Source organism: Alphaproteobacteria bacterium LSUCC0719, from assembly GCA_040839025.1.
In the GTDB taxonomy this organism is placed as follows: Bacteria; Pseudomonadota; Alphaproteobacteria; order Puniceispirillales; family Puniceispirillaceae; genus UBA8309.
This window is the reverse complement of the sequence record JBFPJN010000003.1, coordinates 81,182-108,042: the sequence shown is the minus strand read 5'-3', so window position 1 is coordinate 108,042 and position 26,861 is coordinate 81,182. Positions and strand designations below refer to the sequence as shown.

General features: G+C 62.9%; 27 protein-coding genes. 19 read left to right on the top strand and 8 right to left on the bottom strand.

Annotation, left to right across the window (positions count from 1 at the left end; genetic code table 11):
- The first annotated feature begins 8 nt into the window (after window positions 1–8).
- The 6 genes from AB3X55_07750 to ppdK all read left to right on the top strand — a co-directional run bounded on the left by AB3X55_07750 (window position 9) and on the right by ppdK (window position 7,833).
- Window positions 9–845: a tRNA1(Val) (adenine(37)-N6)-methyltransferase gene (locus AB3X55_07750; GenBank protein ID MEX0503475.1), complete on the top strand. Its 837-nt coding sequence runs from the start codon at window positions 9–11 to the stop codon at window positions 843–845.
- Window positions 832–1,704, top strand: a complete 873-nt coding sequence (locus AB3X55_07745; GenBank protein ID MEX0503474.1) for a S49 family peptidase — start codon at window positions 832–834, stop codon at window positions 1,702–1,704. Before AB3X55_07750 ends, AB3X55_07745 begins: the two co-directional genes overlap by 14 nt.
- A 71-nt stretch (window positions 1,705–1,775) precedes the next feature.
- Complete coding sequence (locus tag AB3X55_07740) at window positions 1,776–2,003, top strand: hypothetical protein (protein ID MEX0503473.1); 228 nt, start codon at window positions 1,776–1,778, stop codon at window positions 2,001–2,003.
- Between the two features lie 89 nt (window positions 2,004–2,092).
- On the top strand, window positions 2,093–3,046 hold the full coding sequence (locus AB3X55_07735) for a glycine--tRNA ligase subunit alpha (GenBank protein MEX0503472.1): 954 nt from the start codon (window positions 2,093–2,095) through the stop codon (window positions 3,044–3,046).
- Complete coding sequence (gene glyS, locus AB3X55_07730) at window positions 3,039–5,147, top strand: glycine--tRNA ligase subunit beta (GenBank protein MEX0503471.1); 2,109 nt, start codon at window positions 3,039–3,041, stop codon at window positions 5,145–5,147. Before AB3X55_07735 ends, glyS begins: the two co-directional genes overlap by 8 nt.
- A gap of 7 nt (window positions 5,148–5,154) precedes the next feature.
- Window positions 5,155–7,833: a pyruvate, phosphate dikinase gene (ppdK, locus tag AB3X55_07725; GenBank protein ID MEX0503470.1), complete on the top strand. Its 2,679-nt coding sequence runs from the start codon at window positions 5,155–5,157 to the stop codon at window positions 7,831–7,833.
- Window positions 7,834–7,945: 112 nt separating this feature from the next.
- Here ppdK and rpmE read toward each other — a convergent pair whose 3' ends face one another.
- The gene (rpmE, locus tag AB3X55_07720; protein ID MEX0503469.1) at window positions 7,946–8,167 is read right to left on the bottom strand and encodes a 50S ribosomal protein L31; all 222 of its coding nucleotides are present in this window, start codon (window positions 8,165–8,167) and stop codon (window positions 7,946–7,948) included.
- Window positions 8,168–8,335: 168 nt separating this feature from the next.
- Here rpmE and AB3X55_07715 point away from each other — a divergent pair, with 168 nt between their 5' ends.
- Complete coding sequence (locus AB3X55_07715) at window positions 8,336–10,147, top strand: ABC transporter transmembrane domain-containing protein (GenBank protein MEX0503468.1); 1,812 nt, start codon at window positions 8,336–8,338, stop codon at window positions 10,145–10,147.
- Here the strand turns inward: AB3X55_07715 and AB3X55_07710 are convergent.
- The 7 genes from AB3X55_07710 to tkt all read right to left on the bottom strand — a co-directional run bounded on the left by AB3X55_07710 (window position 10,099) and on the right by tkt (window position 18,162).
- The gene (locus AB3X55_07710) at window positions 10,099–11,097 is read right to left on the bottom strand and encodes a hypothetical protein (GenBank protein MEX0503467.1); all 999 of its coding nucleotides are present in this window, start codon (window positions 11,095–11,097) and stop codon (window positions 10,099–10,101) included. The two genes, AB3X55_07715 and AB3X55_07710, sit on opposite strands and share 49 nt — an antisense overlap.
- Window positions 11,098–11,197: 100 nt before the next feature.
- Window positions 11,198–12,472 carry a peptidoglycan-binding protein gene (locus tag AB3X55_07705; GenBank protein MEX0503466.1) on the bottom strand — a complete coding sequence of 425 codons (1,275 nt, stop codon included), beginning with the start codon at window positions 12,470–12,472 and terminating at the stop codon, window positions 11,198–11,200.
- A gap of 2 nt (window positions 12,473–12,474) precedes the next feature.
- Complete coding sequence (locus AB3X55_07700; protein ID MEX0503465.1) at window positions 12,475–13,536, bottom strand: MotA/TolQ/ExbB proton channel family protein; 1,062 nt, start codon at window positions 13,534–13,536, stop codon at window positions 12,475–12,477.
- A 90-nt stretch (window positions 13,537–13,626) separates the two neighbouring features.
- On the bottom strand, window positions 13,627–14,442 hold the full coding sequence (locus AB3X55_07695; GenBank protein ID MEX0503464.1) for an inositol monophosphatase: 816 nt from the start codon (window positions 14,440–14,442) through the stop codon (window positions 13,627–13,629).
- Between the two features lie 38 nt (window positions 14,443–14,480).
- Window positions 14,481–15,047 carry an elongation factor P gene (efp, locus tag AB3X55_07690; protein ID MEX0503463.1) on the bottom strand — a complete coding sequence of 189 codons (567 nt, stop codon included), beginning with the start codon at window positions 15,045–15,047 and terminating at the stop codon, window positions 14,481–14,483.
- Window positions 15,048–15,138: 91 nt separating this feature from the next.
- Window positions 15,139–16,146: a type I glyceraldehyde-3-phosphate dehydrogenase gene (gene gap / locus AB3X55_07685; GenBank protein MEX0503462.1), complete on the bottom strand. Its 1,008-nt coding sequence runs from the start codon at window positions 16,144–16,146 to the stop codon at window positions 15,139–15,141.
- 39 nt (window positions 16,147–16,185) lie between these two features.
- On the bottom strand, window positions 16,186–18,162 hold the full coding sequence (gene tkt / locus AB3X55_07680) for a transketolase (GenBank protein ID MEX0503461.1): 1,977 nt from the start codon (window positions 18,160–18,162) through the stop codon (window positions 16,186–16,188).
- A gap of 354 nt (window positions 18,163–18,516) precedes the next feature.
- On the opposite strand from tkt, the gene AB3X55_07675 reads away from it, so the two are divergent.
- The 12 genes from AB3X55_07675 (at window position 18,517) to AB3X55_07620 (ending at window position 26,853) form a co-directional block, all read left to right on the top strand.
- Window positions 18,517–18,780, top strand: coding sequence for a hypothetical protein (locus tag AB3X55_07675; GenBank protein ID MEX0503460.1), 264 nt, complete (start codon window positions 18,517–18,519; stop codon window positions 18,778–18,780).
- Window positions 18,777–19,100 (top strand): cell division protein ZapA, encoded by a 324-nt coding sequence (locus AB3X55_07670; GenBank protein MEX0503459.1) that lies wholly within the window; start codon window positions 18,777–18,779, stop codon window positions 19,098–19,100. The genes AB3X55_07675 and AB3X55_07670 overlap by 4 nt, the downstream gene beginning before the upstream one ends.
- Window positions 19,101–19,316: 216 nt before the next feature.
- Window positions 19,317–19,940 carry a 5-formyltetrahydrofolate cyclo-ligase gene (locus AB3X55_07665; GenBank protein ID MEX0503458.1) on the top strand — a complete coding sequence of 208 codons (624 nt, stop codon included), beginning with the start codon at window positions 19,317–19,319 and terminating at the stop codon, window positions 19,938–19,940.
- Entirely contained in the window at window positions 19,940–20,749 is an 810-nt protein-coding gene (locus AB3X55_07660) for a YmdB family metallophosphoesterase (GenBank protein MEX0503457.1), read from the top strand. Before AB3X55_07665 ends, AB3X55_07660 begins: the two co-directional genes overlap by 1 nt.
- Before the next feature lie 176 nt (window positions 20,750–20,925).
- On the top strand, window positions 20,926–21,666 hold the full coding sequence (locus AB3X55_07655) for a YebC/PmpR family DNA-binding transcriptional regulator (GenBank protein ID MEX0503456.1): 741 nt from the start codon (window positions 20,926–20,928) through the stop codon (window positions 21,664–21,666).
- 14 nt (window positions 21,667–21,680) lie between these two features.
- The gene (gene ruvC, locus AB3X55_07650; GenBank protein ID MEX0503455.1) at window positions 21,681–22,256 is read left to right on the top strand and encodes a crossover junction endodeoxyribonuclease RuvC; all 576 of its coding nucleotides are present in this window, start codon (window positions 21,681–21,683) and stop codon (window positions 22,254–22,256) included.
- On the top strand, window positions 22,253–22,876 hold the full coding sequence (gene ruvA / locus AB3X55_07645; protein ID MEX0503454.1) for a Holliday junction branch migration protein RuvA: 624 nt from the start codon (window positions 22,253–22,255) through the stop codon (window positions 22,874–22,876). The genes ruvC and ruvA overlap by 4 nt, the downstream gene beginning before the upstream one ends.
- Window positions 22,877–22,906: 30 nt before the next feature.
- Window positions 22,907–23,953 carry a Holliday junction branch migration DNA helicase RuvB gene (ruvB, locus tag AB3X55_07640; GenBank protein ID MEX0503453.1) on the top strand — a complete coding sequence of 349 codons (1,047 nt, stop codon included), beginning with the start codon at window positions 22,907–22,909 and terminating at the stop codon, window positions 23,951–23,953.
- On the top strand, window positions 23,943–24,476 hold the full coding sequence (locus AB3X55_07635) for a YbgC/FadM family acyl-CoA thioesterase (protein ID MEX0503452.1): 534 nt from the start codon (window positions 23,943–23,945) through the stop codon (window positions 24,474–24,476). The genes ruvB and AB3X55_07635 overlap by 11 nt, the downstream gene beginning before the upstream one ends.
- A 67-nt stretch (window positions 24,477–24,543) precedes the next feature.
- Window positions 24,544–25,269, top strand: a complete 726-nt coding sequence (gene tolQ / locus AB3X55_07630; GenBank protein ID MEX0503451.1) for a protein TolQ — start codon at window positions 24,544–24,546, stop codon at window positions 25,267–25,269.
- Window positions 25,269–25,697, top strand: a complete 429-nt coding sequence (tolR, locus tag AB3X55_07625; GenBank protein MEX0503450.1) for a protein TolR — start codon at window positions 25,269–25,271, stop codon at window positions 25,695–25,697. Before tolQ ends, tolR begins: the two co-directional genes overlap by 1 nt.
- Window positions 25,698–25,761: 64 nt before the next feature.
- Window positions 25,762–26,853 carry a hypothetical protein gene (locus AB3X55_07620; protein ID MEX0503449.1) on the top strand — a complete coding sequence of 364 codons (1,092 nt, stop codon included), beginning with the start codon at window positions 25,762–25,764 and terminating at the stop codon, window positions 26,851–26,853.
- The last annotated feature ends 8 nt before the right edge of the window (window positions 26,854–26,861 follow it).

Sequence of the window (26,861 nt, the reverse complement as noted above, 5' to 3'; positions counted from 1 at the left end):
GTTCGATCATGACTGACAAGGCCAAAAGCGGGTCCGCCGACGGCGATATACGGATGATTCAGGTCACGCATGATTATCTGCTGAACGAGGCGGTTAAGATCACGCAGCCCGCCGACGGGTATCGGGTCGGCACCGATGCGGTGTTGCTGGCGGCCTCGATCGCCACCGACAGCGGGCGGGTTCTTGATCTTGGGGCCGGTGTCGGCGGTGTCTGCCTGTGCATGGCGCACAGACTTCGCGAGATCCAGGTGACGGCGGTTGAAAAACAGGCCGACCTTGCCGCAATTGCCGAGGAAAACGCCGCCACCAACGGCTTTGCCAACCGGGTGCGGGTGCTGACCACCGATATCCGGGACTTGCCGCCGGTTCTTGCCGGCAGTTTCGACCATGTTGTCAGCAATCCTCCCTATCACAATTCGCACGGAACCAAACCGCAGAACGAATCCCGCGCGATGGCGCATATGGGCGACAATACACAGATGCAGGATTGGGTGAAGGCGGCTGTCTGGGCGGCCAAGCCGCGTGCCAAGATCACCTTTATCTGTCGGGCCGACAGGGTGCCCGAATTGATCAGCCTGTTCGATGCCAACGGTGCCGGCGAGGCGGTTCTGTTCCCGCTCTGGCCGCGCCATTCCAGCCCGGCAGGCCGGGTGATCGTTCAGGTGCGCCGTGATGTCGACGGGCCGGGGGCGATTCTGCCGGGACTGGTCCTGCACCGTGATGATGGCGGCTTTACCGACGCTGCCGAACAGGTGATGAACGGCAACCCGTTGCAGGTCATTCATCCGGCGCGCCCGCTGGCCGGCACGCGCCGGCGGGGTGGTTCCGACAATGGCGGGACCTAGCCGCGTGGTGTCGCGGCTGATGTTCTGGCGCCGGCGGCGCCCTGTGGTGCCGGTGGTGCGTCTTGCCGGTGTGATCGCCAGTTCCGGCGGGCTGCGCCGCGGGCTGTCGCTTGAAGCTGTCGAACCGCAGCTGAAAAAGGCCTTTTCCTTCAAAAACGCCAAGGCTGTGGCGCTGATCATCAATTCCCCCGGCGGCTCGCCGGTGCAGTCCTCGCTGATTGGCCAGCGCATCCGCCAGCTGTCGCGAAATGCCAATGTGCCGGTGCTGGCATTCTGCGAGGATGTGGCGGCCAGTGGCGGCTATTGGCTTGCCGCGGCGGCTGATGAAATCTATGCCAACCAGGCATCGATCATCGGCTCTATCGGTGTGGTGTCGGCGGGGTTCGGGTTCGACCGGGCGATCGAGCGGATCGGCATCGACCGGCGCGTCTACACCGCTGGCGAGAACAAGATGATCCTCGACCCGTTCAAGCCGGAATCGGAAAGCGATGTTGCCCGGCTGAAATCGCTGCAGCAGGACATCCACAGGCAATTCATCGACTATGTTGTCGACCGGCGCGGCGGCAAGCTGACCGGTGATCATGATGATCTGTTCAGCGGTGCCTTCTGGACCGGCCAGCAGGCGGTCGAACTTGGCCTGATCGACGGGATCGGTGAATGCCGCCAGCTGGTGACAGCCCGGTTTGGCGAGACAGTCGACCTGGTGTCGATCCATCCGAAAAAGCGGCTTCTTGGCGGGGTTGGCGGGCTTCCCGGCGCGTTTGGCCATGCCCTTGGCGGCGCGGTGGCAACGCATGTCGTCGATGAAGCCGTTGAACGCGCCGTCGAGCGCGCGCAGCTGTCGCGATTTGGTCTGTGATGCCATGACCAACCCCCTTTGTGCAGACCCCCTTTGTGCAGATCCAACCTGCTAAGTGGAGATACCCGACGATGATACCCTCGCTTCCCAAGCTTCTCGCCCTGGCCGCCGTTATCTGGGCTGTCTGGATGGGGTTCCGCCTGCTGGAGCGGCGCGGTGGCGACGCGCGTGGCACGCCGCCGGACAAGCCCGAGGATCGCACCGGCAACGGGGCGCTCGACCTCGAGGAGTGCGCGGTTTGTCGTGCCTGGGTGGCGGGTGAGCCATGCGAGCGTGAAAGCTGTCCCTACCGGTCCTGAAACTTCACCCGATGCGCGCATTCAGCATATTGCATTCCTGACCGGTTTGCGGCTAGTTTGCGGGCATCTATTCATCGGAAAATCGCCGGATGGCCAAAACTTTTACGACCCAGCCCGGGTTGGACTTTCAGTCTATCATTCTCAAGCTTCAGGCATACTGGGCCGAGCGGGGCGCGGTGATTCTGCAGCCCTATGATATGGAAGTCGGCGCCGGCACATTCCACCCGGCGACGACGTTGCGCTCGCTCGGGCCGGATTACCATTGGCGCGCCGCCTATGTGCAGCCCTCGCGCCGGCCGACCGACGGGCGTTTTGGCGAAAATCCGAACCGGCTGCAGCATTACTACCAGTTCCAGACCATTTTCAAGCCATCGCCGCCGGATTCGCAGGATTTGTATATCGGCAGTCTTGCCGCCATCGGGCTGGACCCGGCCACCCATGATATCCGTTTTGTCGAGGATGACTGGGAATCACCGACGCTTGGTGCCTGGGGGCTGGGCTGGGAAGTCTGGTGCGACGGCATGGAAGTCTCGCAATTCACCTATTTCCAGCAGGTTGGCGGTCTGGAATGCGACCCGGTTCCGCTGGAGCTGACCTATGGGCTGGAACGGCTGGCCATGTTCATCCAGGGGGTCGAGAATGTGTATGATCTCGATTGGGACGGGGTGCCGGCCGACCAGGGCGGAAAATGCTATGGCGATATCTTCCATCGGGCCGAGGTCGAGTTTTCCGACTGGAATTTCAACCATGCCGAGACAGACATGCTTCTGCAGCATTTCCGGGATGCAGAGGATGAATGCAACAGGCTGTTGACGGCGGCCCCGCCGCTTGCCCTGCCGGCCTATGACCAGTGCATGAAGGCAAGCCACCTGTTCAATCTTCTGGATGCGCGCGGGGTTATTTCGGTGACCGAACGCGCCGCCTATATCGGCCGTGTCCGCGCGCTTGCCCGCGGGTGCTGCGAGGCCTGGATCGGGCAATCCGGACAACAGGCCGGACAAGAGGCTGGACAAGAGGCCGGGGCAGGAGGCGGGAATGGCTGACCTTCTGATCGAGATTATCTGCGAGGAAATCCCGGCCCGCATGCAGCCACGCGCGATGGCCGATCTGCAAAAGCTGATCCTGGCGCGTCTTGATGATGCCGGGCTGACGCATGGCGAGGCGCACGGCTTTGTGGCGCCGCGCCATCTTGCGCTTTATGTCGATGATGTTGCCGACCGGCAGCCGGATATCAGCGAGGAACGCCGTGGCCCGCGCGCCGATGCGCCGGAAAAGGCCATCGAGGGGTTCATGAAATCGGCCGGTCTGACACGCGACCAGCTGGTTGAGGAAGACACGCCGAAGGGCAGGTTTCTGTTCGCCAGGATCGAAAAGGCGGGGGTTGACGCCGCCTCGCTGCTGCCATCAATGGTGACAGGCGTGCTGAACGAATTTCCCTGGCCGAAAAGCCAGCGGTGGGGCGGCACAAGGTTCCGGTGGGTGCGACCGCTTCACCGGGTCAATCTGCTGTTTGGCGGTGCGCCGATCGACGGTGAACTGGATCTTGGTGGCGCAGGGGGTGATGCAGGGGGCGGTGCAGGGCTTCCCTTTACCGCGGCAAGCCGTGGCCATTATTTCGAAAGCCCGCAGGATATCGATCTTGTCGGGCTGACCAGCGCCGATGACTATGTGGCGCGCCTGCGCGCCGGCCATGTCATGGTCGACCGGACTGAACGTCGGCAGGCCATTATCGACGGGGCTACCGGTCTGGCGGAAAAGGCCGGTACGATGCTGCGCCCGAACGAGGCGCTGATTGACGAGATTTGCGGTCTTGTCGAATGGCCGACAGCGTTGTTCGGGGTGATCGAGGAGCGGTTCATGGCGCTTCCGGGCGAAGTGCTGGAAGCGTCGATCCGCCTGCATCAGAAATACCTCACCACCGGCAGCGCCGACGGCAGCCTGCAGCCCGGCTTCGTGGTGATCAGCAACAGGCTTTCCGATCCACAGCGTGACGCGGTGATCCTGGCCGGCAATCAGCGGGTTCTGCGGGCGCGCCTCGCCGATGCCGAATTCTTCTGGCAGGAAGATGGCCGCACAGAGCTGGAATCGCAGCTTCCGCGGCTTGCCGATCTGGCCTTTTACGAAGGTCTTGGCAGCGTGGCCGACAAGGTGGCGCGTCTGGAACGCCTGGCCGGCGTCATCGCGCCGTCGGTTGCCGGATGCGATGCTGGCATGGCGGTGCGCGCGGCGCGCCTTGCCAAGGCCGATCTTGTCACCGGCATGGTTGGTGAATTCCCGGAATTGCAGGGGATCATGGGGGGCTATTATGCCCGCAACGCCGGCGAGGCAGCCGCGGTTGCCGATGCGGTGGCCGGCCATTACCGGCCCCAGGGTCCGTCCGACGATCTGCCCGGCACGCCCGAGGGGTGCGTGGTATCGCTGGCCGACAAAATCGACAGTCTTGTCGGATTTTTCGGTGTTGGTGCCAAGCCGACCGGATCGAAGGATCCGTTCGCGCTTCGACGGGCGGCGCTTGGCGTGATCCGGATCATTCTTGAAATGCGGATCAGGATGCCGATCCTGCCGGTACTGGCCAGCGCCGCCAGCGCACACGGATTTGCCGCGCCTGATCCTGATCTCGAACCCTTTATCCGCGAGAGATTGCGGGTCAGCCTTCGTGACGCCGGTCTTGCCCATGATATTGTCGCGGCGGCGTTTGGCGATGGCACCGGAACCGGCCAGGACGATATTCTGGGGCTTGCCGACCGGGCGGCCGCGCTGTCCACATTCCTTGGCGGCGATGACGGGGCGGGTCTGGTTGCCGGCTGGCGGCGCGCCTCGAGTATTCTTGATGCCGAGGAGGCCAAGGCCGGGCAGGGTTTCGACCCCGTTTCGGACCCGCAGCTGTTTGTCGAGGATGCCGAGGCCGGCCTCTATGCGGCGCTGACGGCGTTGCCGGAACCGGATACGCAGCTGCAGTCTCGCGGCGACATATTGGCGGTCATGCAGTCGCTTGGGGGCCTGCGGCAGCCAATCGACGCATTCTTTGACAGTGTTGTGGTGAATCATGATGATACATCGACAAGGCTGAACCGGCTTGGGCTTCTGGCGATGGTCAGACAGGCGATGCAGCGGGTGGCGGATTTCTCCAGACTAGAAGGATGACGGATCGATGAATGACAGCTCGATTCAGTGGGTCTACAGCTTTGGCGCAAAGGGCAGTGACGGTGACAGCAGCATGCGCAATCTGCTTGGTGGCAAGGGTGCCAATCTGGCGGAGATGAGCGGCATTGGTCTGCCGGTGCCGCCGGGCTTTACCATCTCAACCGAGGTGTGTACGCGCTATTATGACAATGACCGCACCTATCCTGAAACGCTTGGCGCGCAGGTGGCGGCGGCGGTGGCGCGGATCGAGGACGAGACAGGTGCCCATTTTGCCGACCCCGAGAACCCGCTGCTGGTCTCGGTGCGCTCGGGTGCCCGCGCCTCGATGCCCGGGATGATGGATACGGTGCTGAATCTCGGATTGAATGATGACACGGTCGAGGGGCTGGCGCGCCGGTCGAACGACAAACGGTTCGCCTATGACAGCTATCGTCGCTTCATCCAGATGTATGCCGATGTCGTGATGGAGGTTGATCACGGGCTGTTCGAGGACGAGCTGGAAGAATTGAAACTGCGCTGCGGTGTGTTTGATGACACCGGCCTGACAGGCGACAATCTGGAAACGCTTGTCGCCACCTACAAGTCGATTGTCGAGGATGAGGCCGGCCGGCCATTCCCGCAGGATCCCCATGACCAGCTGTGGGGCGCCATCGGTGCTGTTTTCAACAGCTGGATGAATGCACGCGCCACCACCTATCGCCGGCTGAACAACATTCCGGCAAGCTGGGGCACGGCGGTGAATGTCCAGGCTATGGTGTTTGGCAATATGGGCGATGACTGCGCGACCGGCGTTGCCTTTACCCGCGACCCCTCGACAGGTGAAAACACCTTCTATGGCGAATATCTGATCAATGCACAGGGCGAGGATGTCGTTGCCGGCATTCGCACGCCGCTGCCGCTGACGGTGGCGGCGCGTGCCATCGGCGGTGGAGATGAGCTGTCGATGGAAGAAGCGATGCCGGATGTGTTCGCCCAGCTCGACAAGGTGCGTGCCCAGCTTGAAACGCACTATACCGACATGCAGGATCTCGAATTCACCGTCCAGCAGGGCAAGCTGTATATGCTGCAGACCCGCAGTGGCAAACGCACCGCTGCGGCGGCGCTCCGCATGGCCGTGGAAATGGCCGAGGAAGGGCTGATCAGCCGTGACGAGGCGTTGCTGCGGATCGATCCGATCGCCCTTGACCAGCTGCTGCACCCGACGCTTGATCCCGATGCACCCAAAACGGTCATCACCCAGGGGCTTCCGGCCTCGCCGGGGGCCGCCGCCGGTGAAATCGTGCTGAGCGCGGACAAGGCCGAGGAAATGGCCGCAAACGGCCATCAGGTGATTCTGGTCAGGCTTGAGACAAGCCCGGAAGACATTCATGGCATGCACGCCGCCGCCGGTATCCTGACCGCACGGGGGGGCATGACAAGCCATGCCGCCGTGGTGGCGCGGGGCATGGGACGGGCCTGTGTGTCGGGGGCCGGTGAAGTCAGGTTCGACGAGGTGAACAGCAAGGTCTTTGTCCGTGACCATGAACTTGCCGAAGGTGACACCATCACCATCGACGGTGGCACCGGCGAGGTGTTTCTTGGCCGCGTCGATACCATCCAGCCGGAAATGTCGGGATCATTCGCAACCATCATGGAATGGGCCGATGACGCCCGCCGGATGGCCGTGCGTACGAATGCCGAAACACCGGCTGATGCGCGCACCGCTGTCGGCTTCGGTGCCGAGGGCATCGGCCTGTGCCGGACCGAACATATGTTTTTCGACGTCGATCGGATCATCGCGATGCGCGAGATGATCATGGCTGTCGACAGCGAGGGCCGCGAGGTCGCCCTTGCCAAGCTGCTGCCGATGCAGCGCCAGGATTTCGAGGAATTGTTCACCATCATGGCCGGGCTGCCGGTGACAATCCGTCTCCTCGACCCGCCACTCCACGAGTTTCTGCCACATTCCGCCGAAGAGCTGGCCGATGTGGCGGCGGCGGCGGGCATCTCGCCCGAAACGGCGCGCCAGCGGTCGCTGAAACTGTCGGAATCGAACCCGATGCTCGGGCATCGTGGCTGTCGTCTGGCGGTGACATATCCGGAAATCTGCCGGATGCAGGCGCGGGCGATTTTCGAGGCTGCCACCGCCATCGCCGGCCGTGGGGCCGAGGCGCCGGTACCGGAGGTGATGATCCCGCTCGCCGCGACCGCAAAGGAACTTGAACTGTGCAAGGCGGTGATTGATGCCGAGGCCGATGCGGTCATGGCCGAAACCGGGACCAGAATCGATTATCTGGTCGGCACGATGGTGGAATTGCCACGGGCCGCCGTCTGCGCCGCCGATCTGGCCACTCAGGCCGAATTCTTTTCGTTCGGCACCAATGACCTGACGCAGACCGCGCTGGGCATCAGCCGCGACGATGCCGGTGCCTTCATGCATGCCTATACGGATGCCGAAATCTACCGGACAGATCCCTTTGTCTCGATCGACCGCGAAGGTGTCGGCGAACTGGTGCGGATGGGCGCCGAACGTGGCCGGGCATCGCGCGACGGGCTGAAGCTTGGCGTCTGCGGCGAACATGGCGGTGATCCGGCGTCGATCAGTTTCTTTGAAGAGGTTGGGCTGGATTATGTGTCCTGTTCGCCCTACCGGGTGCCGGCGGCCCGGCTTGCCGCCGCCCAGGCGGCGATTCGCCAGCGGAACTGAACCGCGCAACTGAACCGCGCATCGGCAACTTGCAGCTGAAAAACCAAAAGGCCGGGACAACCCGGCCTTTTTCATATCGGTAATCTCGTAATCTATGCCGCTGAGGGGCCGGTTACTTGATGCCGAGATTCGAGAAACGCTTGTTGAAGCGTGCCACCTGGCCGCCCGAATCGACGATCCGGTGCTGGCCTGTCCAGGCAGGGTGTGTTTTCGGGTCGATGTCGAGCTTCAAGACATCGCCGGGCTTGCCCCAGGTCGAACGTGTCTTGCGCTCGCTGCCATCGGTCATCACGAGAGTGATTTCGTGATAATCGGGATGAATGTCCTTCTTCATAACATGCTCCTGCCGGTCGGGCCGTCCTGCTTGCGTGCGCCCCATGGCGGCGCTGGTCAATATTCGGATGCGGTGGTATATCGTCAACCACCTCGCAAGGCAAGCCCGAATTGGCTCCCGGCCATCCCTGCGGCGACAACATATCATTCGACGGACAGGCGGCACAGCGTGACTTCTTCCCCATCCCGGCAGGCGGCAGACAAGCCCTTTACGACGGCGGCGCTATGGCGTGTCTTCTGGCCCTATCTGCGTCCGCACCGCTCCCGGATCGTCGGCGCGGTCATTTCGCTGCTGATGGTTGCCGGTGCGCTGCTGACAATGGGGCGCGGGCTTGCCTATCTTGTCGATGAAGGGCTTGGCCGCAGTGACCCGGCGCTGCTTGACCGGGCGGTGGTCGGCACCGCTGTCATCGCGCTGTTTCTGGCGGTTGGCAGCTATCTTCGCACGACGCTGGTCAACCAGATAGGTGAACATGTTCTTGCCGATATCAGACAGGCGCTGTTTGGTCATCTGCTGACCTTGTCGCCGGCCTGGTACGAAACCGCCCGCACGGGCGATGTGCTGGCACGACTGACCACGGATACCGCGATCGTGCAGACGGTGATGACCTCGACCATTTCGATGGCCGCACGCAATGTCATCCTGCTTTTTGGCGGGCTGGTGATGGTGGTGCTGTCGAGCCCGAAAATGTCGCTTGTGGTGCTTGTCGTGGTGCCGATGGTCGTGGTGCCGCTGATCTTTCTGGGACGGCGGCTTCGCCGGGCCTCGCGCCTGTCACAGGACAGGCTTGCCGATGTCGCGGTTCAGGCCGAGGAAACAGTGACCGCCATTCGCACCGTCCAGGCCTTTGGCAGGCAGGAGCTGATGCGCCGGAGATTTGACGAGGCGGTGGCGTCAAGCCTTGATGCCGCGCTGGCGCGGGTCAGGCTGCGGGGCTGGATGAGCGGCATCATCATCTTTCTGGTCTTCAGCGGCATTTCGGCCATTCTCTGGATTGGTGGCCAGGACCTGCTTGCCGGACGGATCAGCGCCGGAGATCTGTCATCCTTTGTCTTCTATGCGTTTCTAGTCGCCGCCTCGACAGGGTTCCTGTCGGAACTGGCGGGTGAGCTTCAGCGCGCCGCCGGTGCCGCCGAGCGGATCGCACAGGCGTTGCAGGCAACAGCACATCTGCCGCTGCCGGCACAGCCGGTGGATCTGCCGCGTGACCACGAGATCGCCTGTGAATTCGAAGCTGTCGATTTTGCCTATCCCGCCGGTGCCAGCCGGCCAGCGGTCAGCGGTGTGGATCTTGTCGTCAGGCGGGGTGAACGGGTGGCGCTCGTCGGGCCGAGCGGGGCCGGCAAGTCGACCCTGTTCCACCTGTTGTTGCGGTTCTATGATCCGGGCGCCGGGCGCATACGTCTCGGTGGGCAGGATCTTCGCGATCTGGATCTTGCGGCAATCCGGCATTTCATCGGGCTGGTGCCCCAGGACCCGGCGCTGTTCTCGACAAGCGTGCGGGACAATATCGCGTTCGGGCGGCCGGATGCCAGTGATGCGGACATTACCGCCGCCGCCAGACAGGCCGAGGCGCACGACTTCATCGCGGCGCTTGAACATGGCTATGACACGCCGGTTGGCGAAAAGGGTGTGCGGTTGTCCGGCGGCCAGCGGCAGCGCATAGCCATTGCGCGGGCAATCCTTCGCGACCCGGGTCTGCTGCTGCTGGACGAGGCCACAAGCGCGCTTGACGCACGCTCGGAAGCATCGGTGCAGGCGGCGCTGGAAACGCTGATGAAGGACCGGACCTCGATTGTCATCGCGCACCGTCTTGCCACGGTGATCCGCGCCGACCGGATCTTTCTTCTGGATGGGGGACAGATTGTCGCCACGGGAACGCATGAACAGCTGATCACTGAATCGGCGCTCTATCGTCATCTGGCCGACCTTCAATTTTCAACACCGCAGTCACGATCACAGCCAGCACCACTGAACTGACCGGCAAAGGCACCCAGATCGTGCCCTGTGTCCACCGGCATGCCGACAAAGATGCCGGTGACGGCCCGGCGCTGGCCATGCCAGGCGACAAGCCGGGTCGCCAGCTCCGTCGAAACAGAGCCGACCACAAGACGCATCACGGCCTCGTCGTCGGTGAAGACGGCCTTGTCGGATGTCTGGACAATGAACAGCATCTCGCCATGGGCTGACGGTCCGCCGGGTGCATGCAGGGTGATACCGGTGATGCTGCCGGACCCCCACGGCGCGGTCCGGATATGCAGCCTGCCGGTGCCGACAAGATGTGCGATGCCACCCGCCGGCCCGCACGCGCCGCAGCTGACCTGCATCTGCACCTGTTGTGAAAGGGAGTGCAGTGGCCAGGCCTCGCCGACCGGCAGCGATACAAGTGTCTCCATCACCAACAGGTCATGGCCGCCCGCCTCGGGTGTCAGCATCAGGTCGGACAGCAAGGCCGGTGTCAGCGCCAGCATGTCGTGATGCGCCTCCGGCGACAGGTCGATGGATGGCAGATGCTCGACAAACAGCTCTGCAAAGCCGCCCTCGCGAAAGGTGCCGCCAGCAAGCGTCTGCCCGATCTGCAACTGCTGAACAGGGGTGACACTGGTCAAGGGCACAGACGGATCAGGGTGAATGGCCGGTTCAGGCATCGCCGGCGGCGGGATGACGATGGCCCCGCCAGCCGGTGGCAAGGGGGATGGGGTGTCCGCCGGAAACAGCACTGGCGGATGGGTGGTGCCGCGGCTTGGCGTGCCAAGGCTGGTGGTGATCAGCGACAGGAAGAACCCGTCAATGGCATCGCTCCCGCAGGAATCCTGCTGACTGCAGGCCGGTGCCGGCCCTGTCATGCAGACTTCCAGCCACATGCCAAGACCAAAGGTGATGCAAGGACGCAGCCCGCCGCGCCACAGATGAGAACCGGACCGGATCATCCTTTCAGATAATCCAGACCTTGGTTAAGGGTTTCTGGCCGGCCCGTCACATTACGGTGAGGCTGCCGGTCACGCCGGACCACAGGCCGGGTGGTATGGGTCAGTTTGCGGAAATGCGCTGGGTCAGCTTCATCTCAATCCGTCTGTTGCGACGGCGCGCATCATCCGTACTGGCGCTGTCCAGCGGCTGATATTCGCCATATCCGGCAGCGGCCAGCCGGTTTGGCGGCAGCCCCTGCGAGGCAAGGAAGCGAACCACCGACAGCGCCCGCTCGGTCGACAGATCCCAATTGTCGGCGAAACGGCCTGCCCGCACCGGAATGTCGTCGGTATGGCCTTCAACCTGCAGCACCCAGTCGATATCCTCGGGGATGTCGGCGGCAATCTGGGTCAGCGCCACCGCCAGCTTGGCAAGCTGCTGTTCGCCTTCGGCGGCGATATCGGCCTGTCCCTGGCCAAACAGAACTTCCGACTGGAAAACAAACCTGTCACCGACAATCCTGACATCATCGCGGCCGCGCAGAATGTCGCGAAGCCGGCCAAAGAATTCCGAGCGGAACCGCCGCAATTCCTGCACCCGCGATGCCAGCGCGTTGTTCAGCGACTTGCCAAGGCTGGCAATGGCGATCTTGTCGCGGGCCGCCTCGGCTTCCCTTTCGGCAAGCAGCGTGGTCAGTTCCTCGATGCGAAGCCGCAGCGCGGTCAGCGCATTGGTCATCCGGGCCACCTCCGCCTTCGAGGCGGCATTTTCGTCCTCAAGATCGGCGATTCTGGCAAGTGACAGCCTGTTGCGGCCGGCGGCGTCGGCAAGGTCGGTCTCGGCCTGTTGACGGTCTGCCTCGCTGGCTTCCAGCGCCGCGACCCGTTCCTCAAGCGTCATTTCCAGCGAGGCGATCCGCGCGCGTGTATCAGCAAGGGCGGCCTCGGCGGTTTCCAGTGCGGCGATCCGCTCGGCAAGCGAGGCCTGTGCCGTCGCCAGCGCCGACTGGGTGTCTGTCTGCAGCGCGGTCAGCCTGGCAATCTCGGCCTCCCGCTGGTCAAGGGTTGTGCTGGTGTCCGCAAGCTGGGCCTCCAATGCGTCGCGCTCGCGCGTGGCATCGGCAAGATTGCTGGAAATGCGGGCAAGCTCTGCCGCCAGATCGTCATTCGCCTTGCGTTCGAGATTCAGCAATTCACCAAGGCTGACGATCTGCGCGCGCATGTCATTCATCGTCGCGTCCTGTCCGGCGACACGGTAGGCAAGATTGACCTGGATCAGGACAAACACCAGCAGCACGAACATGATGACCATGAGCAATGTCGCCAGCGCGTCGACAAAGCCGGGCCAGGTATAGCTGTCGGGGCGGCGGGCACCGCCTAGCCGCGCCAGCGCCATCGTCAGGACTCCCTGGTCTGGCGGCTGCGTCCGGTCGTGCCGGTCAGCTTGTTGATGGCGCTCGACAGCGACCGCAGTTCGGCGCTGACGGCGCTGGTCGAGCGTGTCCTGTCATCGCGCAGATCGGCCGCCAGATTGGCGATCCCGGCATTCAGCTGCGCCAGCTGTTCACGAAGGCGTCGGTCGTCTGCCATGGCTTCGTTGAGAGCGGCAAGCGTCATGCTGATACCGGACAGCTGGTCGAGAACGCGCTGTCTGTTGTCTTCGCCGGCGGCTATGGAATTGCCAAGATGGATCAGCGCCCGTGCCGCTTCCTCGCTCATCCCGCTGGCCAGCGGGGTGGCCCCTTCGGCACCAACCGGCCCTGAATCATTGAAGCGGGCAAAGGCGGACAGCCAGTCCTCAAGCTCGTTGAAGAAGCGGCCCATCGCCTGGCCAAGCTGCAGGTCCAGAAAGCCGAGAATGAGCGATCCGGCCAATCCGAACAGCGACGAGGAAAAGGCTGTCGCCATGCCCGAAAGCGGTGCATCCAGCCCGCCTTTCAGCTGTGCCATCATGGCTTCGAAATCACTGCCGGCGGTATCGAGCGAGCCGACAACAAGCCCGACGGCGCCGATGGTCTGCAACAGCCCCCAGAAGGTGCCGAGAAGGCCCAGAAATACCAGCAGCCCGATCATATAGCGCGAAATCTCGCGGCCTTCATCAAGCCGCGCCGCGACACCGTCAAGCACCGAGCGGAGTGACAGTGCGGACAGATGCGCCTCCTGGCGCTGGTCGGCCAGCATGGCGTTGACAGTCGCCAGCAGCACCGGTTTCGCCTGCCGATTGTCAAGCTTGCCGGTCTTCTGGATCCCGGTCAGCCACCGCCGCTCGGGCACCAGCCGCAGGATCTGCCTGAATGTATAGGCGATGCCAAGGCCAAGCGCGCCGACAATCACCCCGTTCAGCACAGGATTGCCCATGAACGCGCGCCAAAGCGGCGCGTGAAGCAGGGCCGCAATGGCCGCCACTGTCACCAGAAAGACAAGCATGCGGACGAGATAACGTCGCGGGTCGGTCATCATGGCCTGGTCTCCCATAACAGCTTGGTTGGGCAGATGAAATGACATCTGCAACCTGCTGTCAAAGAATGGCAGGAATGAGGCCGTGTGCAATCAGCATCGAAGGAGGCGCAGCAGATCACCGTGGATTGATGAATTGGCGGCGACGACATCGCCGCTGTCCAGCACCTTGTCGCGCGAGGCGAAATCCGAGATGAACCCGCCGGCCTCGCGAACCAGAATCACGCCGGCTGCGATATCCCACAGGCTGAGACCACGTTCCCAGAAACCGTCAAAACGGCCGGCCGCCACCCAGGCAAGGTCGAGCGCGGCAGCGCCATTGCGGCGCACGCCGGAACTTGCCGCCATGACGTTGCCAAGCTCTTTCAGAAAGGCCGTATGGTCGTCGGCATCACCGCGGCTAAGAAAGGGAATGCCGGTGGCAAACAGCGAATCCGCCATCGCCCGCCGCCCTGATACCCGAAGCCGTCTTTCATTCAGGAACGCGCCCTTGCCCCTTTCGGCATAGAAGAATTCGTTCTTTACCGGGTCAAAGATGCTGCCGGCGGTGATGGTGCGACGGCCTTGCGAATCCGTTTCCATGACCGCGATCGAAATCCCGAAATGCGGAATGCCGTGCAGAAAATTGGTTGTCCCGTCCAGCGGGTCGACAACCCAGACAGGGGCGTCAGGGTCGGCCCCTTCGACAACGCCGCCTTCTTCCAGGTAAAATCCCCAGTCCGGACGCGCCTTTGCCAGTTCACGCCGGATGGTCTTTTCGGCGTTGATGTCGGCGCGGCTGACGAAATCGCCGGGCCCCTTGCGGCTGACCTGCAAATTCTCGACTTCGCCGAAATCGCGAAGCAGCCCCTTGCTGGCATAGATGGAGGCTTTCTGCATCACGTTGATCAGCGCCGATTGGCTGGCCATATCGTTCGGTTCCTTTCTGGGCCCGGAGGAGGGCGGTGTCAGTCCTTGGCGCGTTCGACGTAGGTTGCGTCTTCGGGCCGGACGACGATACGTGTGCCGGCCTCGATATGCGGTGGCACAAGCACCCGCACGCCATTCTCGAGAATTGCCGGCTTGTAGCTTGACGAGGCTGTCTGGCCCTTGACGACGGCGTCGGCCTCGACAACCTCCATCACAACCTTGTCGGGAAGCTGGACCGAAATGGCCTCGCCCTCATGGCTGTTGACGGTCACGGTCATGCCATCCTGAAGGAAGGCCGCGCTGTCGCCGACCATGTCGCGGCTGATCGCCATCTGCTCGTAGGTCTCGGCGTGCATGAAGACAAGATTGTCACCGTCATCAAACAGGAAGGTGCATTCGATTTCCTCGAGGATCACGCGCTCGACCGTTTCCGAAGACCGGAAGCGTTCATTCAGCTTGGTTCCGTCACGAATGTCACGAAGCTCGATCTGGGCAAAGGCGCCGCCCTTGCCGGGCTTCACATGTTCGACCTTGACCGCGCTCCACAGCCGACCATTATGTTCGATGACGTTGCCGGGTTTGATGGCGTTGCCGTTCAGTTTCATCTTGAACCTCGTCGCAGGCATGCCGCATGGCGCGGCGTCACAGGGAAGTCAGGGGCAGGATCCTGTAATCACGGGATCGTGTATTCAATGGCTAGAGTGTTTTGCCGATTTCGGCGGCGTTGTCCAGCATCCGGCACGAAAAACCCCATTCATTGTCATACCAGGCCAGAACCCGGACCAGGCGTCCATTCATCACATGGGTCTGTGTCAGATCGGCAATCGAGCTGTGCGGATCATGGTTGAAATCAATCGATACAAGCGGTCTTTCATTGATTCCCAGAACACCTTTCATCGGTCCCTCGGACGCCGCCTTCAGCAGCGCATTGATCTCCTGCGTGCTGGTATCCTGATTCGAGGTGAAGCCGAAATCGACGACCGAGACATTGGCCGTCGGCACACGGATCGCCGAGCCGTTCATCCGGCCGCGCAGATCGGGCAGCACCTCGCCGACCGAGCGCGCGGCACCTGTCGAGGTCGGGATCATCGACATCGCCGCGGCGCGCGCACGGCGCAGATCCTTGTGGCTTGTATCAAGCGTCGGCTGGTCACCGGTATAGGCATGGATGGTGGTCATATAGCCGGCCTCGATGCCAACCGAATCCGCCATCACCTTGGCAACAGGTGCCAGACAGTTGGTGGTGCAGGATGCGTTGGAGATGACAAGCTGGCCAGGTTTGATTTCATGGTGATTGACACCATAGACAATCGTGGCATCGGCATTCTTGCAGGGTGCCGACACCAGAACGCGGGCCGCGCCGCCGGCAAGATGCGCGGCGCTCTTTTCGCGCTCGTTGAACCTGCCGGAACATTCAAGAACAATATCGACGCCATGTGCGGCATGCGGGATCTTCGACGGGTCGCGTTCATGTGTCATCGCGATCCGCCCGGTGCCGACATCCATCCAGCCGTCGCCGTGGCTGACAGTGCCGCGGGCGCGGCCATGAACGGAATCGAATTCATAGAGATGGGCCGATGTCTCGACCGGGCCGGGGGTGTTGATCAGAACAATTTCGACATCCTTGCGGCCGGTCTCGACAAGGGCGCGCAGAACCATCCTTCCGATCCGGCCAAAGCCGCTGATTGCTAGGCGAACTGTCACTGTCGTCCCCTGTTCTGTCGAGCCGTCATTATCGCTGCTTTAACCTGCTATCGCACGTGCCTGCGCGGCGACGGCGTCGGCGGTGATGCCGAAATGCGCATAGAGATCGCCGGCCGGGCCGGAGGCACCGAACCCGTCCATGCCGATGAAACTGTCCCCGTCGCGAAGCATCCAGTCCCAGGATTGACGGATCGCGGCCTCGACGGCGATACGCGGTGCCGATCCCAGAATGGCGTTGCGTGTGTCCGCATCCTGCTCGCGCAGCAGTTCCATGCAGGGGACCGATACGACTGTCGCGGCAATGCCATCATTGGCAAGCTGGTCGCGGGCGGCAAGGGCGATGCCGACCTCCGAGCCGGTGGCCAGAATTGTCAGCTGCCTGTCCCGGGCGTCGCCGGCAACGACATAGGCACCCTCGGCGGTGCGATTTGCCGTCAGGTCGCCATGCCGGAACTGGGCCAACCCCTGACGGCTGAGCGCCAGAACAGAGGGGCGGTCATGCGCGGCCAGCGCACATTGCCAGGCTTCGGCCGTCTCGACGACATCGCCGGGCCGGAACACCAGCAGGTTCGGGATCGCCCGCAGGGCCGCGACATGTTCAACAGGCTGGTGGGTCGGGCCATCCTCGCCAAGGCCGATGGAATCATGCGTCATCACATAGATCACGCGCTGCTTCATCAACGCCGACAGACGAATCGAGGGGCGGCAGTAATCGGTGAAGACAAGAAAGGTGCCGCCATAGGGAATGGCCCCGCCATGAAGCGCGATGCCATTCATCGCCGCCGCCATGCCATGTTCGCGGACCCCGTAATGGACATAGGTGCCAGCCGGATTGTCGCGGCTGAAGATGTCCTGTCCACCGGCCCTTGTATTGTTCGACCCGGTAAGGTCTGCCGACCCGCCGATCAAGGAAGGGCAGGCGGGGATGATGGCGTCGAGGGCCTTCTGGCTGGCGACGCGGGTGGCGATCTTTTGCGGCTCGGCGGCAAGCGACGCTTTCCATTGCTGCACAGCGTCATTGATGGCGGCGTCGAAATCACCGGCCATTGCGGCGTCGAACGCCGTGCTGTCGGCGGCATCATGCCGGGCCTGCCAGGCATCGCGGGCCACACGTCCACGCGCGCCGACAGCGCGCCAGCTGTCGAGGGTGGCCTGTGGCACCTCGAACGGTCCGTGGCTCCAGCCAAGTGCCGATCGCGTGCCGGCAATTTCATCACCGCCAAGCGGCGCGCCATGCACACCGGATGTGCCGGCCTTGGTCGGCGCCCCATAGCCGATGACCGTCCGGCAGCGAATCAGGGTCGGTCTGTCGTCTTCGGCGCGGGCGTCGCCAATGGCCTCGGACACCGCTTTCATGTCGTGCCCGTCAACGGCCAGCACCTGCCAGCCATAGCTGGCAAAACGTGCCGTTGTGTCATCCGAAACAGTCAGGTCGGTGCTGCCGTCAATCGAGATGCCGTTATCGTCGAACAGCACGATCAGCCTGCCAAGGCCCATATGGCCGGCCATTGACGCGGCTTCATGGCTGATGCCTTCCATCAGGCACCCGTCGCCGGCGATGACATAGGTGTAGTGGTCCACAAGGTCGCGACCATAGCGCGCCGCCATGTGGGTTTCGGCCATCGCCATGCCGACCGCGTTGGCAAATCCCTGGCCAAGCGGGCCGGTGGTGGTTTCGATACCCCCGGCATGGCCAGCTTCGGGGTGGCCGGCGGTGATCGCGCCGAGCTGGCGGAAATTGCGAAGCTGCGCCATCGTCATGTCTTCATAGCCGGTCAGGTGAAGAAGCGCATAGATCAGCATCGACCCGTGCCCGGCTGACAGAACAAACCTGTCACGGTCAGGCCAGTCCGGCGCGCTGGCGTCGAATTTCAGATGGTCCGCGAACAACGCCGTGGCGGCGTCGGCCATCCCCATCGGCATGCCGGGATGGCCCGAATTCGCCGCTTCGACGGCATCCATTGCAAGGGCCCGAATGGCGTTTGCCATATCCTGGCGCTCGGGGGAATTGACCATGAAAATCTCCTTAGGAAGCCACGGGCGAAACTGGACCGCCGGACGCTGCGGGTGACGGTTGGCAATCTGCCTGTCCAGAGGCATCTCGTCAATTGGTGAGTCGGCCCTGTCGGCGATCAGGGCCGGCCAGAGGCCGTGGATCACCGCCGGCTAATCCGATGAAAGCCAAGGAAAAGCGTAAGATACAAAATCAGACTTTATTTGCGTCGTTGCTTGGGGCAGTCTTTCACCGTGATGCCGTCACCCTTGCAAGCCGGGCGCGCCGGTTGCGTCGGCTGAGATATCAGCATCGCGATTCGCCGTATCGACACCCGTCATACGCATCATCATGAACTTGTTTCGGGGAGTTTGACAATGTCGCGACTTGCTGATGCCGAAGCCAAGCTGGAAGCCGCTTTGCAGCAGCTTGAAACGGCACTTGCCAGCCGGTCCGCTGCTGTCAACTCGCACGCTCCAACGTCTGGTCTTGCAGGGTCCGATCTTGCGGCGTCGGATGATGGTCTGGACCGCGCGGCGATCATTGCCGAAATCAGCCGGATCGATGAACAGCTGTCATCCGCCATGCAGATGATCGGCCGCGCCAGACTTGCCGCTGCCGGTGAAGGTGGCAAGGCATGAGCCAGTCGATTGTCACCATCCGCCTGAATGGCACGCCCTACCAGATCGGCTGTGGCGAGGGTGAAGAAGCGCATATCGAATCACTGGCCGGCGAGATCGATGCCATCTTGCAATCGCTTGTCGCCTCGGTAGGCCAGATCGGCGAGGCGCGCCTGCTGGCGATGGCGGCGCTGATTCTGGCTGACCAGGCCCATGAGGGGGGATCCGACATTGCGACCACCCCGTCAGTGGCCGGTCAGGACAGCGAGACGGCGGCAGTGGCATTGGAAACAGCCGCCGCCCGGATCGTGGCGCTTGCATCACGGCTGTCTTCCCACTAGAAACACGGTGTGCGGCAACTGGGCTTTGCGCTTGGATTTTCGATCCCTGGGGCCATAAATCATCTCTTGGGAGCTGCCTCTGATCGGATCGTGGTCCGGTTATCCGCGGCGCCCACCTGCACTGCAGGTCACAGAGGATGAAGCTACCGGCGGTTGCGCTGGTTGCCGCCGCCTTGTCTCGCCCTCCCGATCCGCCGCGTGGTTGCAGCCTGTCCGATGCATGACATGTCCACCGATCCCGCAGCCGCAAAGGCCGAACTTCGCACCCGGGCGTCGGCGCGGCGCAAACAGCTGATGACATCCGATCCCGACGCGCCGGCGCGGCTGGCAGCCCAGGCCGATATCATCTGCACGCTTGCCCGGCGCCGGGATCCGGCCTGTATCGTGGCGGCCTATATGCCGATCCGCTCGGAACTGTCGCCGCTTCGACTTGTCGCCGCACTTGTCGCGCAGGGCATTGTGACCGCGATGCCCGAAACCCCGTCGCCGGGCAACCCGCTTGTGTTCCGGCGCTGGGGTCCGGGGGATGATCTCGTCGACGGTCCCTATGGCACATCCCAGCCGCCAGCCGCCGCGCCTGTTGTCGTGCCGGGGGTGATAATGGCACCGATGCTGGCTTTTGATACGGGCTGTCGGCGACTTGGCTATGGCGGCGGCTTTTACGACCGGACCCTGGCCGGGCTGCGCGATGGCGGGCAGACAGTCACGGCCATCGGCATTGCCTTTGACGGGCAACTGGTCGATAAGGTGCCGGTCGGGCCGCATGATATCGCGCTTGACGCGGTGCTGACACCGTCCGGGCTTCGCCGGGCGGACAACCAACAGCCTGGTGAGGCATGATGCGGGTTCTGTTTCTGGGAGATATTGTCGGCCGGGGTGCGCGCAAGGCGGTCATCGAGCAGGTGCCGGCGCTGCGCGAAGAGCTGGCGCTGGATTTCCTGGTTGTGAACTGCGAGAACGCGGCCGGCGGGTTTGGCGTGACGCCGGCGATCTGCGATGATCTGTTCGCCGCCGGCATCGATGTGCTGACAACCGGCAACCATGTCTGGGACAAGCGCGAGATCATCCCCTATATCGAGTCGACGCCGCGTCTGCTGCGGCCAATCAACATGGCCGAGGGAACGCCGGGTGCCGGTTCGGTCTGCGTTACCGATGATGCCGGACAGAGGCTTGTTGTGATCAACGCCATCACCAACCTGTTCATGTCGGATTACGACCCGGTCTTTCCGGCGGTGAATGGGGCGCTGGTTCGCAACCAGCTTGGCCGGGATGCCGATTTTATCATGATCGATGTTCATGGCGAGGCCACGTCGGAAAAGATCGCCATCGGCCATCACGCCGATTCCCGTGCCACGATGGTGGTTGGAACCCACACCCATGTGCCGACGGCCGATCACCAGATTCTGGCCGGTGGTACGGCATTCCAGACCGACAGCGGCATGTGCGGTGACTATGACAGTGTGATCGGCATGGACAAGCTGGCGGCAACCGCCAGATTTACCGGCACCAACGGGCCGCGCCTGTCGGTGGCGCTCGGCGAGGCGACCCTGTGCGGGCTGCTTGTTGAAAGTGACGAAAACGGCCTTGCCAGGGCGGTGGCGCCGCTGCGCCGGGGCGGACGTCTTGCGGCGGTGACACCGGCAATCTGAAGACGAGGCGCAGTGACATCATGTCGGCGACATCATGTCGGCGACATCCTGTCGGCGCATCGCCACTGGCGCAACCGGTGCCGAATTTGCTATAGCAACGGGGCGGGTGGCCGATTGACCGCCACCGCGCAGCGTTTTGACAGCTAGACCGACCGTAGAACAAAGATTGCACGATCATGGCAGGCCACAGTAAATTCAAGAATATCCAGCATCGCAAGGGCGCCCAGGACAAGAAGCGCGCGAAGATTTTCGGGCGTTTGATCAAGGAACTGACCGTCGCCGCGCGCAGTGGCACGGATGCCACGGCAAATCCGCGACTGCGAACCGCGCTTGCCGCGGCGCGCGCCGCCAACATGCCGAAGGACAATATCGAACGTGTCCTGAAAAAGGCGGAAGGCGGCGAGGGCGAGATCTATGATGAGATCCGCTATGAGGGCTATGGCCCCGGCGGCACCGCGCTGATTGTCGAGGCGATGACCGAGAACAAGAACCGCACCGCATCCGAAGTGCGCGCCGCCTTCAACAAGTTCGGCGGCTCGCTTGGCGAGACCGGGTCGGTCAGCTTCATGTTCGACCGTGTTGGCCAGATCATCTATGCCAGCGATGCAACCGACGCCGATACCATGTTCGAGGCGGCGCTCGAGGCCGGCGCGGACAATGTCGAATCCGATGATGATGGTCACGAGATCACCTGCGCAACCGAGGATTACAACAGCGTTGCCGAGGCCCTTGAAGAGCGTTTCGGCGCGCCGTCCGAAGCGGGTCTTGTCTGGAAGCCGCAGAACACCATCGACGTCAGCGAGGATCAGGCGACAACCCTGATCAAGCTGCTCGACACGCTGGATGACAATGATGACGTCCAGAATGTTTCGTCGAATTTCGACATTTCCGACGAGATCCTGGCCAAGCTGGCCTGACGGGATGGGGGCGGATGCAGATCCTCGGCATTGATCCAGGCATTCGCAACACCGGATGGGGCGTAATCACGCTGGTTGATGGCAGGCTGACGCATGTCGCCAACGGGGTGATCAAACCCGACCCGAAATCTTCCGACAGTGTGCGTCTGCATGTCATCGCCACCGAACTCGCCGCGGTCATCGATCTGCATCACCCTGATTGCGCCGCCATTGAAGAGATTTTCGTGGCCCGGTCCGCGGCGTCGGCGTTGAAGCTGGGGATGGCGCGCGGCGTTGCCATGATGCAATGCGCGGCAGCAGGGCTGCCATTGCGGGAACTTGCGGCGCGCCGGGTCAAGAAATCCGTTGTCGGCACCGGCACCGCCGAAAAGGCGCAGGTGTCGGCCATGGTGACACGGCTTCTGGCTATCCAGGCGGTCAATGCCGATGCCGCCGATGCGCTGGCGATTGCCATTGCGGCGGGGCATGATGGCAGCGCCCCGGCAGGTGATGTGGCACCCGCAGGTGCCGGCTCGGGGCTGGACAGGGCAATTGAAGCGGCATTGGCGCGGGATGCGGGCCGGGCCGCCGGCCGGACGGGAGGCGAATGATGATTGCACAGCTTCGGGGTGCCATTGTCCAGATCGATGACAGGCTGGTGATCATCGATGTCGGGGGGGTCGGCTATGCCGTCACGGTTTCCGGCAAGACCCAGGCTTTATTGTCGCTTGACGGCGGCGTGGTGACGCTGCTGACCGAGATGGTGGTGCGCGAGGACAGCATGACCCTGTTCGGGTTTGGCGATGCGGCGGAACGCGAGGCCTTCCGGCTGTTGGTAACGGTCCAGGGTGTGGGCGCGAAGGCGGCGATGGCCATCCTGTCGGTGCTGACGCCGGATGATCTTGCGGGTGCCATTATGGCCGGCGACAAGGCGATGGTGGCGCGTGCCGACGGCGTTGGGCCAAAGCTGGCGCTGCGGGTGGTGAACGAACTTGCCGCAAAGATCGGGGCCTTGCCGGTATCGGGTGGCGGGGTGGCGATGGCCGGTGCCGGCACGGCTGTGGCCGGTGTGGCGGGGTCGATTGGCGCGGATGCCATGTCGGCGCTGGTCAATCTTGGTTATGGGCGCGCCGAGGCGCATGCGGCGCTGCAACGTGCCCGCATGGCCGGTGCGGCCGAGGATGATCTGTCGGCATTGATCGCGGCGGCGCTTCAGGAAATGGGCCAGTAGGAAATGTGGCAGCAGGAAATGAGGCACTAGATGGCGCAGGATGACGAACGGCTGGTAAGTGGCGAGGCGCCCGAGCGTGCCGATCATGCCCTGCGCCCCGAACGGCTGGCCGACTTTATCGGCCAGGGCGGGGGACGCGCCAATCTGGAAACCTTTATCGCGGCGGCGCGGGACCGCAGCGAGGCGATGGACCACAGCCTGCTTCACGGTCCGCCCGGCCTTGGCAAGACAACGCTTGCACAGATTATCGCGGCCGAGCTTGGTGTCGGGTTCCGGGCCACCTCCGGTCCGGTCATTGCCCGGGCCGGCGATCTGGCGGCGGTGCTGACAAATCTGCGGCCACGCGATGTCCTGTTCATTGACGAGATCCATCGTCTGAACCCGGCGGTCGAGGAAGTTCTCTATCCGGCGATGGAGGATTTCCAGCTTGACCTGATCATCGGAGAAGGGCCGTCGGCACGTTCGGTGCGGATTGATCTGCCGCCCTTTACACTTGTTGGGGCGACAACGCGCGCCGGCCTTCTGACAACGCCGCTCCGGGACAGGTTCGGCATCCAGATGCGGCTGCAATTCTATGGCCGTGAGGAACTGGCGGTGATCCTTGCCAACCAGGCAAGGCGCCTTGACATGGCACTGGCCCCCGACGGCGCGCTGGAAATTGCCGGCCGGGCCCGCGGCACGCCACGCATTGCCGGCAGGCTGCTGCGCCGTGTTCGCGACATCGCCACGGTGGAAGGCTGTGATGAAGTTACGGCTGCGGTGGCAGATGCGGCCTTGCAGCGCCTTGAGGTGGACGCCGCCGGTCTTGATGCGATGGACCGGCGATATCTGGGGTGTCTGGCGGACAATTACGCAGGTGGTCCGGTGGGTGTCGAGACGCTTGCCGCGGTGCTTGCCGAGCAGCGGGACATGCTGGAAGAGGTGATCGAACCCTATCTGTTGCAGACGGGGCTGCTGATGCGCACGCCGCGCGGGCGGTGCCTGTCGAATGCCGGATGGGCCTATCTTGGCCTGACGCCGCCGCCGAGCGCGACAAGGCAGCTGGATATGCTGACCGATATTGGTGATGATGCGTGATCGTGACGCCGATACCGGCACGCCCGACGATATGACGGCGCGGCTTGACGGCTGGGTTGCCGATGGCTGTCACCACTATCCGCTGCGGGTGCAGTTCGAGGATACAGACGCCGGAGGCATCGTCTATCACGCCAATTATCTGGCCTTTGCGGAACGGGCGCGGTCGTCCTATCTGCGTCTGATCGGGATCAATCAGGAAACAGCACTTGCCGGCGATGCCGGACCGCCGCTTGAGGGGGCGATACTGGTCGTGCGGCGGCTGAATATCGACTATCTGATGCCGGCCGGGCTTGGGGCCGCGCTGCGGGTCGAAACGCGGATGAACATGTTGCGCGGTGCCTCGATGCAGCTTGATCAGTCGATCATGAATTTTGAGGATGGCCACATTCTTGCCCGACTTCTCGTCGACATAGTGTGCGTTGCCACCAGCAAGGATGGTGGCAGACGGCCCCGGCGGATTCCCAGCGTCGTTGCCGACAGATTGCGGGCCAGCATGCCCCCCGACACCGCCGCCGGCCCATAGCGCCGCCTGGTGCATGTCTGGCGGTATGTGTCACCCGCACGGGTGCTGGGTGGCATGAGGTTCACAGATGGAATCTGTTGACAGTTTTGTAGCGCATTCGAGTTCTGATCTTACCATTTGGGGGCTGTTTCTGGCGGCCGACCCGCTGGTCAAGTCGGTGATGCTCCTGCTTGTTCTGGCGTCGATCTGGTGCTGGGCAATCATCTTCGAGAAAGTCACCGCAGTCCGGAATGAAAGACGTCATTCCACCCAGTTCGAGGATGCTTTCTGGTCGGGTGGTTCGGCTGACGCGCTGTATGACGAGATTGGCGGCGACCCGCGCGATGCCATGACAAGGGTGTTTGTTGCCGGGATGCGCGAATGGCGCCGGGCCAAGGCAAGCGGTCTTGCCACCGCGGCGCGGTCGGATCTGCGGGCGTCGCTGCTTGGCCGCGTCGAGCGGTCGATGACCTTTACCATCACCCGCGAGATGGAGCGCCTCGAGCGGGGAATGAATTTTCTGGCCTCGATCGGGTCTGTATCCCCCTTTGTCGGGCTGTTCGGCACCGTCTGGGGAATCATGAATTCCTTCCAGTCGATCGCCGAGTCGAAAAATACCAGCCTGGCTGTCGTTGCGCCCGGCATTGCCGAGGCGTTGTTCGCAACGGCGCTTGGTCTGGCGGCGGCGATCCCCGCCGTCATCGCCTACAACAAATTTGCCGGAGACCTGGATCGTGTCGGCGGCAGGCTGGAAACCTTTGCCCAGGAATTCTCGACCCTTCTGGCGCGCCAGCTTGACGAAGGTGGTCGCTGATGGGGATGTCGGTCAACAGGTCGCGCACCGGCCGTCGTCATCGTCCGATGGGCGAGATCAACGTGACACCCTTTGTCGATGTCATGCTGGTTCTGCTGATTGTGTTCATGGTCACAGCGCCGCTGCTGACCGTCGGTGTCGAGGTTGATCTGCCAAAGACAAAGGCCGGTCAGATCAACGCGGATGCCGCGCCGCTGGTGGTATCGATCAAATCGGACGGCACACTGTATCTTCAGGAAACCGAGGTCGAGAGCGACAAGCTGGTGCCGCGTCTTCGGGCCATTTCCGAGGCCAATCCGCAGGTGCGGATCTTTGTGCGCGGGGATGAAGCTGTGGCCTATGGCGAGGTGCTTGGTGTGATGGGTCGTATCCAGGCCGCCGGGTTCGAGCGTGTGGCCCTGGTCGCCAGATTGCCAGAGCCACAATGACCAGAGCCTTGATGACCAGAGCGTTGATAACCAGAGCCTTGATGAGCGGAGCCGCACCCCGATCATGATCCCGCGTCCCTTCATCATTTCGGTAGGTGTGCATGTGGTGTTCACCCTGCTTCTGGTGTTCGGCATTCCGATGCTTGGCCGCGACCTGCCCGAGGAAATGCCGCTGGTGCGCCTCGAGGTCGTCCGCACCGTGCCGGAAACCAATCTGATCGAAGGCGACAAGCCAAGCACCGCAAAGCAGGAGCAGACGGCGACCGTGGCCAAGAAGCCGCCTCCACCGCCGCCGCCCCCGCCGCCGCCACGACCGGCGGCCCCGGCACCTGCGGCCCCGGCACCCAAGCCGGAACCGGCACCTGAGGCCCCGGCGGAGGATCCGTCGGCCGAAGTGCTGCCTGACAAGCCGACACCAAAGCCGAAGCTTGCCAGGATCGACATTCCCAAGCCGAAGCCAAAGCCCGCAGCCAAGGTGGAGCCGAAGGCCAAGCCGAAACCGGTGATGAAGCCTGTGGCCAAGCCGCAGCGGCCGGACCGGCCTGCGCCGCCGACGCCAAAGCCGGCACCCAAGCCGGTGCAGACGGCAAAACCCGCGCCACCGCAAAAGGCCGAGGCGAATGACGCGCTGGCAAGCCAGATCAACAAGATGGTGAAGGATACGAAGAAGCGCGCCGATGCCGCGTCCGGTGTATTGCAGAACCTGGCTGAAGCGAAGATTGCCGCCGATGATGCCGAGCAGGCGCGCAAGACCCAGGAACGCAAGGTTGCCGCCGATACGGTGACCAAAACGCTGTCAGCCGTGGCCGGCAACGCGGTGAAGGCCCCGCCAGAGAAGAGCATTGCGCCGGTCGGCATCGACGATGTCGCCCGCATTCAGCAGCATGTCTCGAAATGCTGGCAGCCGCCGCTTGGCGCGGCTGGAAACGACACCCTTATTGTTGACATATTTGTGTCGGTGAATAGGGACGGAGAAGTTCTGAAAGCAGTGATCGAGGACACGTTGCGTTTCAATCTCGATTCCTATTTCAAGGCGTCGGCAATTGCCGCGCAGCGGGCGATTGTGGATTGTTCGCCACTTCCCATACCGCCGCAGAAATATGATCAGCTCAAGGAATTCACCTTCGAGTTCAACCCGAAATTCATTTCAAGGTAGGGCTTATT

Bases quoted from the DNA above. Each gene is read 5' to 3' on its own strand.
- AB3X55_07750 (MEX0503475.1), top strand. From the start codon at position 9: ATGACTGACAAGGCCAAAAGCGGGTCCGCCGACGGCGATATACGGATG.
- AB3X55_07745 (MEX0503474.1), top strand. From the start codon at position 832: ATGGCGGGACCTAGCCGCGTGGTGTCGCGGCTGATGTTCTGGCGCCGG.
- AB3X55_07740 (MEX0503473.1), top strand. From the start codon at position 1,776: ATGATACCCTCGCTTCCCAAGCTTCTCGCCCTGGCCGCCGTTATCTGG.
- AB3X55_07735 (MEX0503472.1), top strand. From the start codon at position 2,093: ATGGCCAAAACTTTTACGACCCAGCCCGGGTTGGACTTTCAGTCTATC.
- glyS (MEX0503471.1), top strand. From the start codon at position 3,039: ATGGCTGACCTTCTGATCGAGATTATCTGCGAGGAAATCCCGGCCCGC.
- ppdK (MEX0503470.1), top strand. From the start codon at position 5,155: ATGAATGACAGCTCGATTCAGTGGGTCTACAGCTTTGGCGCAAAGGGC.
- rpmE (MEX0503469.1), bottom strand. From the start codon at position 8,167: ATGAAGAAGGACATTCATCCCGATTATCACGAAATCACTCTCGTGATG.
- AB3X55_07710 (MEX0503467.1), bottom strand. From the start codon at position 11,097: ATGATCCGGTCCGGTTCTCATCTGTGGCGCGGCGGGCTGCGTCCTTGC.
- AB3X55_07705 (MEX0503466.1), bottom strand. From the start codon at position 12,472: ATGGCGCTGGCGCGGCTAGGCGGTGCCCGCCGCCCCGACAGCTATACC.
- AB3X55_07700 (MEX0503465.1), bottom strand. From the start codon at position 13,536: ATGATGACCGACCCGCGACGTTATCTCGTCCGCATGCTTGTCTTTCTG.
- AB3X55_07695 (MEX0503464.1), bottom strand. From the start codon at position 14,442: ATGGCCAGCCAATCGGCGCTGATCAACGTGATGCAGAAAGCCTCCATC.
- efp (MEX0503463.1), bottom strand. From the start codon at position 15,047: ATGAAACTGAACGGCAACGCCATCAAACCCGGCAACGTCATCGAACAT.
- tkt (MEX0503461.1), bottom strand. From the start codon at position 18,162: ATGGTCAATTCCCCCGAGCGCCAGGATATGGCAAACGCCATTCGGGCC.
- AB3X55_07675 (MEX0503460.1), top strand. From the start codon at position 18,517: ATGTCGCGACTTGCTGATGCCGAAGCCAAGCTGGAAGCCGCTTTGCAG.
- AB3X55_07670 (MEX0503459.1), top strand. From the start codon at position 18,777: ATGAGCCAGTCGATTGTCACCATCCGCCTGAATGGCACGCCCTACCAG.
- AB3X55_07665 (MEX0503458.1), top strand. From the start codon at position 19,317: ATGCATGACATGTCCACCGATCCCGCAGCCGCAAAGGCCGAACTTCGC.
- AB3X55_07660 (MEX0503457.1), top strand. From the start codon at position 19,940: ATGCGGGTTCTGTTTCTGGGAGATATTGTCGGCCGGGGTGCGCGCAAG.
- AB3X55_07655 (MEX0503456.1), top strand. From the start codon at position 20,926: ATGGCAGGCCACAGTAAATTCAAGAATATCCAGCATCGCAAGGGCGCC.
- ruvC (MEX0503455.1), top strand. From the start codon at position 21,681: ATGCAGATCCTCGGCATTGATCCAGGCATTCGCAACACCGGATGGGGC.
- ruvA (MEX0503454.1), top strand. From the start codon at position 22,253: ATGATGATTGCACAGCTTCGGGGTGCCATTGTCCAGATCGATGACAGG.
- ruvB (MEX0503453.1), top strand. From the start codon at position 22,907: ATGGCGCAGGATGACGAACGGCTGGTAAGTGGCGAGGCGCCCGAGCGT.
- AB3X55_07635 (MEX0503452.1), top strand. From the start codon at position 23,943: ATGATGCGTGATCGTGACGCCGATACCGGCACGCCCGACGATATGACG.
- tolQ (MEX0503451.1), top strand. From the start codon at position 24,544: ATGGAATCTGTTGACAGTTTTGTAGCGCATTCGAGTTCTGATCTTACC.
- tolR (MEX0503450.1), top strand. From the start codon at position 25,269: ATGGGGATGTCGGTCAACAGGTCGCGCACCGGCCGTCGTCATCGTCCG.
- AB3X55_07620 (MEX0503449.1), top strand. From the start codon at position 25,762: ATGATCCCGCGTCCCTTCATCATTTCGGTAGGTGTGCATGTGGTGTTC.